The organism is Thiovibrio frasassiensis (assembly GCF_029607905.1).
GTDB lineage: Bacteria > Desulfobacterota > Desulfobulbia > Desulfobulbales > Desulfurivibrionaceae > Thiovibrio > Thiovibrio frasassiensis.
Genome location: NZ_JAPHEH010000001.1, coordinates 828,484 through 840,670 on the forward strand (window position 1 = coordinate 828,484; position 12,187 = coordinate 840,670).

General features: G+C 58.4%; 11 protein-coding genes. 4 read left to right on the top strand and 7 right to left on the bottom strand.

Features of this window, described 5'->3' with window-relative positions; genetic code table 11:
* The first annotated feature begins 75 nt into the window (after positions 1–75).
* From OLX77_RS03900 to OLX77_RS03915, 4 genes are all read left to right on the top strand, one after another.
* Positions 76–609 carry a chemotaxis protein CheD gene (locus OLX77_RS03900; RefSeq protein ID WP_307632280.1) on the top strand — a complete coding sequence of 178 codons (534 nt, stop codon included), beginning with the start codon at positions 76–78 and terminating at the stop codon, positions 607–609.
* A 23-nt stretch (positions 610–632) separates the two neighbouring features.
* Positions 633–1,352, top strand: a complete 720-nt coding sequence (locus tag OLX77_RS03905; RefSeq protein ID WP_307632281.1) for a response regulator — start codon at positions 633–635, stop codon at positions 1,350–1,352.
* 192 nt (positions 1,353–1,544) lie between these two features.
* Positions 1,545–2,342, top strand: a complete 798-nt coding sequence (locus OLX77_RS03910; RefSeq protein ID WP_307632282.1) for a biotin--[acetyl-CoA-carboxylase] ligase — start codon at positions 1,545–1,547, stop codon at positions 2,340–2,342.
* A gap of 54 nt (positions 2,343–2,396) precedes the next feature.
* On the top strand, positions 2,397–3,083 hold the full coding sequence (locus tag OLX77_RS03915; RefSeq protein ID WP_307632283.1) for a YkgJ family cysteine cluster protein: 687 nt from the start codon (positions 2,397–2,399) through the stop codon (positions 3,081–3,083).
* 120 nt (positions 3,084–3,203) lie between these two features.
* Here OLX77_RS03915 and ahcY read toward each other — a convergent pair whose 3' ends face one another.
* The 7 genes from ahcY to holA form a co-directional block, all read right to left on the bottom strand.
* Positions 3,204–4,577, bottom strand: a complete 1,374-nt coding sequence (gene ahcY, locus OLX77_RS03920; RefSeq protein ID WP_371877491.1) for an adenosylhomocysteinase — start codon at positions 4,575–4,577, stop codon at positions 3,204–3,206.
* Between the two features lie 135 nt (positions 4,578–4,712).
* Positions 4,713–5,879: a methionine adenosyltransferase gene (gene metK / locus OLX77_RS03925; protein ID WP_307632284.1), complete on the bottom strand. Its 1,167-nt coding sequence runs from the start codon at positions 5,877–5,879 to the stop codon at positions 4,713–4,715.
* Positions 5,880–6,001: 122 nt separating this feature from the next.
* Positions 6,002–6,949, bottom strand: a complete 948-nt coding sequence (locus OLX77_RS03930; RefSeq protein WP_307632285.1) for a ketopantoate reductase family protein — start codon at positions 6,947–6,949, stop codon at positions 6,002–6,004.
* An 8-nt stretch (positions 6,950–6,957) separates the two neighbouring features.
* On the bottom strand, positions 6,958–7,860 hold the full coding sequence (locus OLX77_RS03935) for a DNA-binding protein (RefSeq protein WP_307632286.1): 903 nt from the start codon (positions 7,858–7,860) through the stop codon (positions 6,958–6,960).
* A gap of 116 nt (positions 7,861–7,976) precedes the next feature.
* Entirely contained in the window at positions 7,977–10,262 is a 2,286-nt protein-coding gene (gene clpA / locus OLX77_RS03940; protein WP_307632287.1) for an ATP-dependent Clp protease ATP-binding subunit ClpA, read from the bottom strand.
* Between the two features lie 23 nt (positions 10,263–10,285).
* Positions 10,286–10,600 carry an ATP-dependent Clp protease adapter ClpS gene (gene clpS, locus OLX77_RS03945; protein ID WP_307632288.1) on the bottom strand — a complete coding sequence of 105 codons (315 nt, stop codon included), beginning with the start codon at positions 10,598–10,600 and terminating at the stop codon, positions 10,286–10,288.
* A 106-nt stretch (positions 10,601–10,706) separates the two neighbouring features.
* Positions 10,707–12,110 carry a DNA polymerase III subunit delta gene (holA, locus tag OLX77_RS03950; protein WP_307632289.1) on the bottom strand — a complete coding sequence of 468 codons (1,404 nt, stop codon included), beginning with the start codon at positions 12,108–12,110 and terminating at the stop codon, positions 10,707–10,709.
* Between the last annotated feature and the right edge of the window lie 77 nt (positions 12,111–12,187).

Sequence of the window (12,187 nt, forward strand, 5' to 3'; positions counted from 1 at the left end):
TAGGAGTGATGGCGAACCTTTTTTTCCCTGGGAGTTTTTGGGGGCGGGGAGAGAAGATGATAGCATGAATTACTCATGATCCTCTTTGGAGAATCGATTGACGCGCAAAAGGACATGAGCAATCTGAAGGTGGTAGGAATCGGAGGCTGGGCCGTCTCCAATAATCGTGAAGATATCTTGCGCACCTATGCCCTTGGTTCCTGCGTTGCCTTGATACTTCACCATCCGATGTCAAGAACCATGGGGCTTGTCCATATTGTCCTGCCAGATCCGCTTTGCCATGTTGGGAAAAAGCACGGGAAGGGATACTATGCCAGTTCAGCGGTCCCCATGCTGCAGAGGGAAGTTTGTGCCGCAGCTGGTCTCTCTTCCTCGGATAGCTCGGGAATTATAGCCAAATTGGTTGGTGGTGCCGCGGTCATAAAAATCAAGAATCCGTTTCACTTTGGCGAAAGGATTCTCCGAGAAATACTCCAGACACTGCATCGCCTTCATATCCCTGTGGTAAAACAGGATACGGGTGGCAGTATTTCCCGGACCGTCTCGCTATATATTGAGAGCGGTGATGTTTTGGTTAAATCACCGGGCACGCAGAAAAGACCCTTGTAATCGGTATCCCGAAGGAGAGAACAATGGTTGCGCCAGTGGACATGGATATCAAAATTCGTATATTGGTCGTTGACGATGAACCCACTTCCCGCGAGGTTATTCGGCTAGGGTTACAAAATCAAAACTGCGAAACCATGACCGCCCATGACGCGGCCTCAGCCATCGCGCTTTTAAGTGAGCAGCAATTCCATGCCGTGGTGACGGACAAAAACATGCCCGGCACCGAGCACCCTACTGAGGGTGGTCTTGATGTCATCAAATTCGCCAAGGAGTCCAACCCTGCCTGTGCCGTCATCATGGTAACCGCCTTCAGCACGGTGGATTCGGCCATCGAGGCCATGCGGCTTGGTGCTTTTGATTATTTAGACAAGCCGGTCCGGCCTCAAGATATCAAGAAAAAACTTGCACGAATTCTTTCCTATCAACAGACCTTGAACCCCGCGAACGCCATTTCGTCACATAACAGCTTCAGGGCCAAATTCCTCAATATTATCGAGGAGCAGGAGGGGGCGAGCCAGTGCCTCAGTGCAGAAACCAAAGGGATGCTTCTACAAGTATTGCAGGAGAATATTGATTCTTTTTTTCATGAGCGAAGGGCCTGGGAAAATATCATTTTGGAACAGCGCGATGCCTTGAGTCAAATTGCCGGCTGGGCAGAACAGATGCAAGAGACAACGGTACAGGGGAGTATAGATGAAGATTTTTTGGCTAAAATTATCACCGCATCCAACCGACGGCTGTGATGGTTTGCCGGAACGCCCTTCTGTCAGAGCAAGACAGCCTCTCCCCCGTGGACAGGACTTGATCTTCCGTGGAGCACCACGCGAAAAAAGACGTTTTGGAAATGTTTCGACTTTCCCAACCCCGGCGGCCTGAACAACTGGCCGCTTAAGCGGCATAAACTAAAAAACCCAAAGAGAACTCCTCAAGAAAGCATGCCTGACAATCTGTGGCAAACCATGATCCTGAGCGGCGAGCTTGGCCGACACCCGGTCCAGTTTTTCACCAGCACCGGCTCAACCAACGATCTCGCTCTGATCCTGAGCAACACCGGAGCCCCAGACGGGACCCTGATCGTGGCCGACAACCAAACCGCTGGCCGGGGCCGTCTTGCAGGCAGAATTTGGCTGTCACCGCCCGGAACCGGGCTCTACTTTTCCCTGATCCTGCGCCCGCGTCTTTCCCCTGAGGATTTTCCCAAGCTTACCCTGGCCGCAGGCCTTGCCCTGTGCAAAGCTCTGGAAGGGCACAGCCATTGCCAGCCCGGACTGAAATGGCCCAACGACATCTTCCTGCACGGCAAGAAATGCGGCGGCATCCTTACGGAAACCCAGGCCGTATCAGGAGCCGGACAAACCGCGGTGGTGATTGGCATCGGCCTCAACGTGAATATACCGGCGGAAGCATTTACGGGCGAACTCCGATCCAAGGCCACCTCGCTGCTGGCGGAAACCGGCATCCCGCATGACCGTGGCCCCCTGCTCGCCGCCATCCTTGCCGAACTCGACCTGGCGGTGGCTCGGCTCGAACAGGGCGATTTTCCGGCCATCCTGACCGAGTGGCGACAACGGGATATCCACGCCGGTCACCAGGTCTCCTGGGGCAACACCCAGGGGAAGATCATCACCGGCATCTCCCTTGGCCCGGACGATGAAGGGTTTCTCCATATCCGGGATAATCAGGGACGGATCCATTCCGTTATTTCCGGGGATATCTCCCTGGCCCAGGAATAACACGCATCGCTCACAAAGAAAAACCGAGTTTCAGCGAAAGGAACCCTCCTTACCATGATTTCCCGTTCGATCCAGCAGCAATTGCTCACCGCCCTTTACGACGCCTTTGCCGGATGGGCGGAAAAATTCACCTTTTCCTGCCACAAGGGATGCGCCACCTGCTGCACCCGGAGTGTCACCATGACCAGCCTGGAAGGGGAGGGGATCATGACCTTTCTGGCCGAGGCCGGTCGCCAAGCCGAACTGGCTGACCCCGCATTTTCGGCACCATCAAGCCGGACGGTGCAATGTACCACCAACACCTTCGTCGCCGCCCATCTCCGGGGCGAAGAGCTGGAGGAGCCGGAAAATTGGGACCTGCGCCCCTGCCCGTTTCTCAAGGAGGAAAGCTGCACCATCTATCCGGTGCGCCCCTTTGGCTGCCGACTTTTTGCCTCCCTGGACCCCTGCGCCGCCAGCGGCGTAGCGGATATGCCGCCGGGGTATCTCGCCGGCGCGACCGTCCTGCTGCAATACATCGAACATCTGGGTAACGGCGGGTGCTGGGGCACCATGGTGGAACTGCTGGCCGGGCTGCACAGCGGGCAAGCGGAGGGCTATGGCCAAGCCACGAGCCCCATTCCCGGCTTCCTCATTGCCCCGGACGAACAACCCCTCGTCGAACCGCTTCTCCAGGATCTGCTCGCTCGGGAGATCAACGGCCAGACCTTTGCACAGTGGCTGCACGCCGCAAGGCCATAATTGATCCCACGCTGAAACCGAACCGACACTACGCCTCGTATCAGCCTTGAGCATTAAGCCACAAAAAATGGCGCCTCCCGACTGGGAAGGCGCCATTTGCATTGCAGGGAAAACGATGAACTAGTAGCGGTAATGGTCCGCCTTGTATGGCCCGCCCACCGGCACATCGATATACGCGGCCTGAACCTTGGACAGCTCGGAGAGATGCACGCCGAGCTTCTTGAGATGGAGACGCGCCACCTTCTCGTCCAGCACCTTGGGCAATACATAGACCTTCTTCTCGTACTTCTTGGCATTGGCAAAAAGCTCGATCTGGGCCAGCACCTGATTGGTGAAGGAGGCGGACATCACGAAGCTCGGGTGGCCGGTGGCGCAGCCCAGGTTCACCAAACGGCCTTCGGCCAGCAGGGTGATCTTCTTGCCGTCGGGGAAGATGATGTGATCCACCTGGGGTTTGATGTTCTCCCAGGTGTACTTGCGCACGGAGGCAACATCGATCTCCGAATCAAAATGCCCGATATTGCAGACAATGGCCTCGTCCTTCATCGCCTTCATGTGTCCGTGGTTGATGACCTTCTCGTTGCCGGTGCAGGTGACGAAGATATCGCCCTGGCTTGCGGCCTCTTCCATGGTCATCACCCGGTACCCTTCCATCGCGGCCTGGAGCGCGCAGATCGGGTCGATCTCCGTTACCCAAACCTGCGCTCCCAAGCCGCGGAAGGCCTGGGCACAGCCCTTGCCCACGTCGCCGTAGCCGAGGATCACCGCAAGCTTGCCGGCCACCATCACGTCGGTGGCGCGCTTGATCCCGTCCATCAAGGATTCGCGGCAGCCGTAGAGGTTGTCGAACTTGGACTTGGTCACCGAATCATTGACGTTCATCGCCGGGAACAATAGCCCGCCCGCCTTTTCCATCTGGTAGAGGCGATGCACCCCGGTGGTGGTTTCTTCGGTCACCCCGCGGATAGCCTTGGCAGCGTTGGTCCACTTTTTCTTGTCCGCGGCAAAGTCCTGCTTGAGCACGGCCAAAACCGCCTGGTACTCCTCATTGTCGCTTTTCTTGGCGGCAGGCACCTTGCCACCCTTCTCAAATTCGGCACCCTTGTGCACCAGCAGGGTGGCGTCGCCGCCATCGTCGAGGATCATATTAGGCGGGTTGCCGTCCGGCCAGGTGAGGGCCTTTTCTGTGCACCACCAGTATTCCTCGATGGTTTCCCCCTTCCAGGCATAGACCGGGATCCCTGCCGCGGCGATGGCGGCGGCGGCATGGTCCTGGGTGGAAAAGATATTGCAGGAGGCCCAACGCACCTGGGCACCCAGCTCAACCAGGGTCTCGATCAGGACCGCGGTCTGGATGGTCATGTGCAGGGAACCGGAGATCCGTGCCCCCTTGAGGGGCTTCTTCTTGCCGAATTCCTCGCGCAGGGCCATGAGCCCTGGCATCTCGGTTTCCGCGATACGGATTTCCTTGCGGCCCCAATCGGCCAGACTCATGTCCGCAACCTTGCAATCGGTCAGTTTTTTGGCCGGTACTTTTTTGGCAGGGACCTTTTTTACTGGTGCTTTTTTTGCTGGAGCCTTCATCGGTATTTCCTCCTGACTGCGCCTTGGCGCAGGATGAGTCGTTGGTTATTTGATTCCGGCGGCATCCTTCAAGGCCTCGGCCTTGTCGGTGCGCTCCCAGGTGAACTCTTCCCGCTCCCGGCCGAAATGGCCGTAGGCTGCGGTTTTCCGATAAATCGGCCGCAGGAGGTCAAGGTGCTGAATAATGGCCTTGGGCCGCAGGTCAAAATGCTCGTTGATGAGCTGCCTGATCCGCTCGTCGCTGATCTTGCCGGTGCCGAAGGAGTTGACATTGATGGAGACCGGCTTGGAAATGCCGATGGCATAGGCGATCTGCACCTCAAGCTCGGTGGCGATCCCGGCGGCCACCAGATTCTTGGCCACATAACGGCCCATGTAAGAAGAGGAACGGTCCACCTTGGAAGGATCCTTGCCGGAAAAAGCGCCGCCGCCGTGGGAACCCATGCCGCCATAGGTGTCAACGATGATCTTGCGGCCGGTCACGCCGCAATCGCCGACCGGGCCGCCGATAACAAAACGACCGGTGGGATTGATGAAATACTTGGTGTTCTTATCCACCATCTCGGCAGGAATAATGGGCTTGATGATCTCCTCCATGACGCCGGCCTTGAGATCCTCGTAGTCAACCTCGGGGGAATGCTGGGTGGAGAGGACAATGGCCTCGACCCGCTTGGGCTTTTTGTTTTCATATTCAATGGTGACCTGACTTTTCGCGTCCGGACGCAGCCAAGGCAGAAGCCCTGCCTTGCGTACCTCGGCCTGCCGCTTCATGAGCCGATGGGCATAGGTGATGGGCATGGGCATCAGCACCCGGGTTTCGGTACAGGCATAGCCGAACATCAACCCCTGGTCGCCGGCCCCCTGATCGAGGTCCAGGCCGCTCCCTTCGTCCACGCCCTGGGCAATATCAGGGGACTGCTTGCCGATGCTGGTGAGCACCGCACAGGACTGCCAGTCAAAACCCATCTCCGAGGAATTGTAGCCGATTTCCCGCACGGTCTCCCGGACCACCGCAGGCATATCCACCCAGGCGGTGGTGGTGATCTCGCCGGCAATCAGGGCCATGCCGGTGGTTACCAGAGTTTCACAAGCGACCCTGGCTTTTGGGTCCTGGGTGAGAATGGCGTCGAGGACGGCATCCGAGATCTGGTCTGCTACCTTGTCCGGATGGCCTTCTGAAACAGACTCCGAGGTAAAGAGATAATTTGACATGCCAACTCCTCATAATTTTCGGTAAAAAAAAGACTGCCCCGCAGCCACGAAACCTACTACTTTTATTAGAATAGCGGAAGTTGTCAAGGAGAATCACGAAAAAATAGGCCAAAAACCGTTCTTTATCCCGCGAGATACCTTTTTTCCAGCGCCTTTACCGCGGCAAAGAGTTGCGCGTTGACCGGCGCCGCAATCCCCAGCCGGCGGGCCTCTGCCAGCACCGCCCCGTTGATCCCCTCGATTTCGGTCTCTCTTTTTTGCCGCACATCCTGGAGCATGGAGGAAATATTGTCTGCGGTGGCCCGGCAAACCGCGAGGGTCCTGGCCACCGGCTCGGGAGCAATGGCTATCCCTTTGGCCCGGGCAACATCGGCCGCTTCCAGAACAGCGGCCTGCAACACAGCAAGCGCCGCCTGGTTGTGCAGCAGTTCCCCGTTGTTGCAGTTATAAATGGCGGTAAGTCCATTGATCCCCACGTTGACCAGCAGCTTGTTCCAGACCTGGGCCAGGATGTCCGTCTCGACCCGCACCTCCAAGCCTGCCGTCCGCATCAGTTCCGCGGCCGCATCCAGCCCCTCTTTTGCTTCCGGCGATGCCTCGCGCAGAAAGCCAAGAGTGGTTGCCCCCGCCCCCCCGAAACACACCTGCCCCGGCGCGAGCAGATGCGCGCCCAGGGAGGTCACCGCCAGGGCAACCGGACCTGGAAGCACTGCCTCGAGGAGGATCGGCAGATGCGCGATGCCGTTTTGCCAGGCAAGCAGCAGGGTCTTTTCCGTGAGCAGAGGGAATAAAGAAGGAAGGGTCCGGCGCAGAGCCGGGGATTTGACACAGAGCAGGACCAGATCCACCGGCCCGATCCGCTGCGGGTCGGCGGTCGCCTGAATCGAAAAATGCTCGCAACGACCCGCACGCTCAAGGGTGAGGCCCGAGTGCTGGAGCAGTCCAGCCCGTTGGCTGTCATGGTCCAGCACCCAGATTTCCGCCCCCACCCGGCACAGGGTGGCGCCCAGCAGGCACCCGAGGGCGCCGGGGCCGACGATGGCGACCCTCTTTGGAGAGGTGTCCTGCATGGTTCGGATTAACGGGTAATGGTCACGTCTTCAACAATGACCGCATACTTGTACCCGGCGCCAAAATCCTTGTCCGCGGCCAGCACGCCTTCCACCGTAACGATATCGCCCTTTTCCGCCTTGCCCGCGGAGGTCACCACCAGATCATGGCTGTTCTTCAAGGGATCGCCGGTGCCATCCTGGAGATGCAGCCAGTTTTTCCCCATGATCATCGGAGAAAACTTGACCACCTGCCCCTTGATCTTCACCTTTTTACCATTGAGGCTTCCACCCTTGGCAAAAAGATCCGCAACGGTGAAACCGTTGTCGCCACTGGCCTTGGCAATCTTCAGCTCCACAAAAGGAACCACGGCCTTGCCGCTGCCCGGAGCCGCCTCGCCCATTCCGGCAGAGGGCGCGGCTGGGGCACCGCCTGCTTCCTGCTGCATGGCCGCGCCAAAAGAGCCACCATGCGCCGGGGCTCCGGCCGTAGCCGGCTGTGCCGCAGGGGTCCCAACACCACTCTCGCCGCCATGGGGTCCGCCGGCCATCTCCGCCTTTTTGCCTTCAAGGCCCGGGGCAAAAACAATCTCGGCAAAGGTGCGGTTCAGGCTCTTGCTGGGAAAGTTCTGCATGACCTGCCCTCCGGCAACGTTACATGCTTCACCCACCGCAACCTTGGTCTCCGGCACCGCCACCCAGGTTTCTCCCTTTTCGGCCGCAATCAGCACATAGGTGAAGCCGCCGCCCTGGAGCACTTCCTTGGCCTGCCCCTGGATACCGCCGACCGGGTTGGCCTGCGGGCTTCCGCCTTCCGCCGCAACCGGCTCCGCAGCCGCCTTGCTCTCCGGCTTTTGATTATTACAGGCAACAAGCGCCACCAGACACAGCCCGCTCACCAAAAAATTCCGCCACTTCATTGCCTCACCCATACGCGCAACACCCTCCCTCTTTTCATTCTTTGCGGACATAAAAAAGCGCCCCGCACCATTTCCGCAGGGCGCCAACGCTCTATTTCAAAGACAACCGAACAGACAAAAAGTTCGCCTTATTTTGCCCGGGAAGGCTTACGGGCCATCTCTTCCTGCCCGGCCTTGCCCTTGCCCCCATATTGATAGGTCAACCGATCACCCTTGACCCCGATCCGGACACTGCCCCCCTTGACCAAACGGCCAAAGAGCAGCTCTTCGGTCAGGGCATCCCCCACCTCTTGCAGGATAAGCCTTCTCAACGGCCGCGCCCCGAATTCCGGATCATACCCCTTGGTAGCCAGCCAGCTCCTGGCACTGTTGCTGAGGCTGATCGTCACCTTGCGTTCGGCCAGCTGGGCCTGCAATTCCTCGATCATCTTGTCCACGATCTGCTCCATGAGGACACCATTCAACGAGTTGAAGGTAATGATCGCGTCCAGCCGGTTTCTGAACTCGGGGGCAAAAAGATTTTTCAAGGCCCGCTCGTTGCGTCCCTTGCTGTCCCCGGTAAAGCCGATGGCGCGCTCGCTCAGCTCGCGGGCTCCGGCATTGGTGGTCATGATCAGGATCACATTGCGAAAATCCGCCTTGCGCCCGGCATTGTCCGTCAGGGTCGAGTGGTCCATGACCTGCAACAATATGCTGAACAGGTCCGGGTGGGCCTTTTCAATCTCGTCCAGCAGGAGCACGCAGTACGGATGCTTTCGGATGGCGTCGGTCAAAAGCCCGCCCTGATCGAAACCGACATAGCCGGGAGGCGCCCCGATGAGCCGGGAGACCGCGTGTTTTTCCATGTACTCGCTCATGTCGAAGCGTTCAAAATGCACGGAGAGAGCCGCAGCCAGCTGCTTGGCGACCTCGGTCTTGCCGACCCCGGTGGGGCCGGCAAAAAGGAAGGAACCGGTGGGTCCCTCCTTCTGCTTCAACCCGGCCCGGGAACGCTTCACTGCGGTGACCAAGGCGCTGAGCGCATGGTCCTGACCGAAGATGGACTTTTTTAAGACCGTATCGAGTTCCTTCAGATGGATCAGGTCGGAGCCGCTGACGCTTCTTGCCGGGACCCGGGCCAAGCGGGAGACCACCTTTTCCACATCGCGCACCGTCACGGGACGCCGCTTGCCTGCAGGACCCCCGGCCAAGCGGAAAGCGGCACCGATCTCGTCCAGCACGTCGATGGCCTTGTCGGGCAGAAAACGATCGGTGATGTACCGGCTGGCCAGTTCCGCCGTGGCCTTTACCGCCGGAGCCGAGTAGCTGATTCCGTGATGCGCCTCGTAGCGGGGCAGCAACCCTTGCAGGATGGCATAGGTCTCGGCCACGCTGGGCTCCTCGATGTCAATCTTCTGAAAGCGCCGGGAAAGGGCGCGGTCCTTTTCAATATAGTTTTTGTATTCCTCATAGGTGGTCGAACCGATGCAGCGGAGACTCCCGGCCTGGAGAGCCGGCTTGAGGAGATTGGAGGCGTCCATGCTGCCGCCGCTGGTTGCGCCGGCGCCGACAATGGTGTGAATCTCGTCGATGAAGAGAATGATGTGCGGCTCCTTTTCCACCGCGGAGATCACCGCCTTGAGGCGCTGCTCAAAATCGCCCCGATACTTGGTGCCGGAGAGCAGCCCGCCCATGTCCAGCAAGCGGATCTCCACCCCCTGCAGCAGATCAGGCACCTTGCCTTCATAAACCTGCAGGGCCAAGCCTTCGGCAATGGCGGTTTTCCCAACCCCCGGCTCCCCCACCAGCAGCGGGTTGTTCTTGCGCCGGCGGCACAGGGTCTGCATCACCCGCTTCAATTCCGCGGTCCGGCCGATCAGGGGATCGATCAATCCCTGGGCAGCCCGCTCACTGAAGTTGATGGTGTATTTTTCCAGGGCCTCGTTTTCCTTGCTTTTCTCCGCGCCCTTCTCCTCCGACTTCTTTTCCTCCTGGGGCTGTTCCTCCCGCTCAAGACCGTGGGAAAGATATTCCGTCACATCCAGCTTGCTGACCCCTTCGGAATGGAGAAAATAGACGGCAAAGGACTCGGCCTCGGCAAAGATGGCGGCCAAGACATCCCCGGCATCCACCTCTTTTTTTCCGCAACTCTGCACATGGGCAATGGCCCGCTGCAAGACCCGGTTGAAACCGAGGGTCTGGACGGGATCGTGGACAATGCCTTCCTTGACCATGGGCAGGTTGGAGGCGAAAAATTCCTCCAGCCGCTTCTTCATCCCCTCGGGATCGCCGCCGCAGACCACTATCGCCCTGGCGGCAAGCTCGTCATCCAACAGGCCATACAAAATATGCTCGACCGTGACATGTTCGTGCCTACGGATTTTTGCCTCCCGGATGGCTCGCACCAGGGCTATTTCCAACTTCGCATTGATCATCTCGCACTCCTCACTTGCACCCCTTACGCCTTTTCAAAGGAACATTTTAAGGGGTATTCGTTCTTCCGGGCAAGGTCATGGACCAAAATCACCTTGGTTTCCGCAACATCGCGCGGGTACACTCCTGCCACCCCAACCCCCCGTTCATGGACATTGAGCATGATCTGGTTGGCCTCTTCCACGCTTTTATGAAATATCGTTTGCAACACCATGACCACGAAATCCATGGTGGTATAGTCGTCATTGTGCAACAGCACCTTGTACATGGAAGGGCGCTTGGTCTGCTGCTTTTTTTCGGTGACAACCGAACCTTCTCTCTCCCTGCCTGTACCGCCCATGCTTCTCCTGCTCCCCTGCAATCAATCTCAACCAAACCTATAATAAAAAAATAATCATCTTTTTTTGATCCGCATCCCTGGCCCGCATCTTTTTCCGGAAGTCGCCTTATCCTGCCATGCTGGACTGCCTGGCCCGTTCCCGAACCTGCAACACGGAAAAAAGAAAATCCTCCAAAATCAGATATTCCGGCAGCCCGGACCCTTTCAGCCGGTATTCTGCCGCCAGCAGGTCAGTCTGGGCCTGCTTCAAGGCTGCCAGGGTAAACCGCTCCGCCTGCTGAAAACTCTTGTATACGGCAAAGGGATGGCCACCCAACGCTTTCTGCTGCGGGCCAAGGGATTCTTGCAGCTGGGGCAGGAGCCCTTTTTGAAAGGCGGCATAGGAGATCCCCTCGGGATAGGCCGGGGCGGGCTGTTCGATAATGGCCCGCACCAGCAGGAGCTTGCGCAGGAAATTACGCAGCCCCGCCACCACGATGAGCGGATGCACGCCGTTTTCCTGCAACCGCCGGCAGATGGTCAGCGAAGCACCCAGATCATGATTGCCAAAGGCCTCGTTCAGCTCATAGAGCGCCTCTTCCCGGGTCCGGCCAACCATGGCATTGAGATCGTCCATGGTGATCGTTTCCACCTCGCCCACAGAAAGGGCCAGTTTTTCCGCCTCCATGGCCACGGCCACCGGATGAAATCCCACCCGTTCAAGGAGCACCGGCAAGGCCCGCGGTTCCAGCCTCTTCCCGAACCGGGCCAGGCTCTGTTGGACAATATCCTTGAGCAGTCCGTCCTGATCCTTGCGGGCCGCGGAACTGGAACCGGTATCCACGGAGAGATCAACAACCGCGCAGTTCTTTTCCAGATACTTGAAGAGTTTCTTCCGCTTGTCCGCAGCCTCGGCAACGAGAATCAAAATATTGCCCGAGGGAACCCCTGCCTCCAGAGCCGCCATCAGCAGCTCCGCCCCATCGACCTTGGGCGCTGCCGTAGGGGAGCTACCCTCGCTTGCCGTACAGACTTCCGCCACCCAGGCCAGCTCATCGGGCTTGGCAAAACCGAACAGCTCCTGCCAGCGCCCCGGCGCGCAAGCGACCATCTCCTCTTTCTCCCAATCTCCGGGAGTAAGATCGGCCAGGGCCAGCATCTGCGCCAGATAGCGGAGGGATTTTTTCGTTTCTTTTCCGCCCCAGGCTTTGCGTGCCTTGTCCCAGAGACCACTGGCCACAACCTTGGAATAGAGAATCTGGGAGTCCATAACCCGGATAACCTGCCTGGTGCCGAACAGACTATAGGTTTTGAACATGTTGACGGTGGCGCCCATCTCTTCCTGATCGCCATCGATGGCCTTGAGGCTGTTTACCCGTTGGGCCTCATCGGGCAGCAAACGGCAGACCAAGTCGTTGGCGATCTCCTGACAGAGGTAGCGTTCCCCGAAAAGCAGATAGACCGGTACCGTCTTCCCTTGCTCCACACCCTTGAGCAGCGTCGCCACTTCCTGTCGTTTATAAATCGCCATCCCTTGTCCTTAAGCGTCCAGACCACCTGCCAGGCCGATCGCGCTTCCTGTTGACTGACCCGCCCCTTATTGCTACT

Excerpts from the sequence above, each read along its gene's own strand:
- metK (WP_307632284.1), bottom strand. The coding sequence starts at position 5,879 with ATGTCAAATTATCTCTTTACCTCGGAGTCTGTTTCAGAAGGCCATCCG.
- OLX77_RS03900 (WP_307632280.1), top strand. The coding sequence starts at position 76 with ATGATCCTCTTTGGAGAATCGATTGACGCGCAAAAGGACATGAGCAAT.
- OLX77_RS03915 (WP_307632283.1), top strand. The coding sequence starts at position 2,397 with ATGATTTCCCGTTCGATCCAGCAGCAATTGCTCACCGCCCTTTACGAC.
- holA (WP_307632289.1), bottom strand. The coding sequence starts at position 12,110 with ATGGCGATTTATAAACGACAGGAAGTGGCGACGCTGCTCAAGGGTGTG.
- OLX77_RS03905 (WP_307632281.1), top strand. The coding sequence starts at position 633 with ATGGTTGCGCCAGTGGACATGGATATCAAAATTCGTATATTGGTCGTT.
- ahcY (WP_371877491.1), bottom strand. The coding sequence starts at position 4,577 with ATGAGTCTGGCCGATTGGGGCCGCAAGGAAATCCGTATCGCGGAAACC.
- clpA (WP_307632287.1), bottom strand. The coding sequence starts at position 10,262 with ATGATCAATGCGAAGTTGGAAATAGCCCTGGTGCGAGCCATCCGGGAG.
- OLX77_RS03935 (WP_307632286.1), bottom strand. The coding sequence starts at position 7,860 with ATGGGTGAGGCAATGAAGTGGCGGAATTTTTTGGTGAGCGGGCTGTGT.
- OLX77_RS03930 (WP_307632285.1), bottom strand. The coding sequence starts at position 6,949 with ATGCAGGACACCTCTCCAAAGAGGGTCGCCATCGTCGGCCCCGGCGCC.
- clpS (WP_307632288.1), bottom strand. The coding sequence starts at position 10,600 with ATGGGCGGTACAGGCAGGGAGAGAGAAGGTTCGGTTGTCACCGAAAAA.
- OLX77_RS03910 (WP_307632282.1), top strand. The coding sequence starts at position 1,545 with ATGCCTGACAATCTGTGGCAAACCATGATCCTGAGCGGCGAGCTTGGC.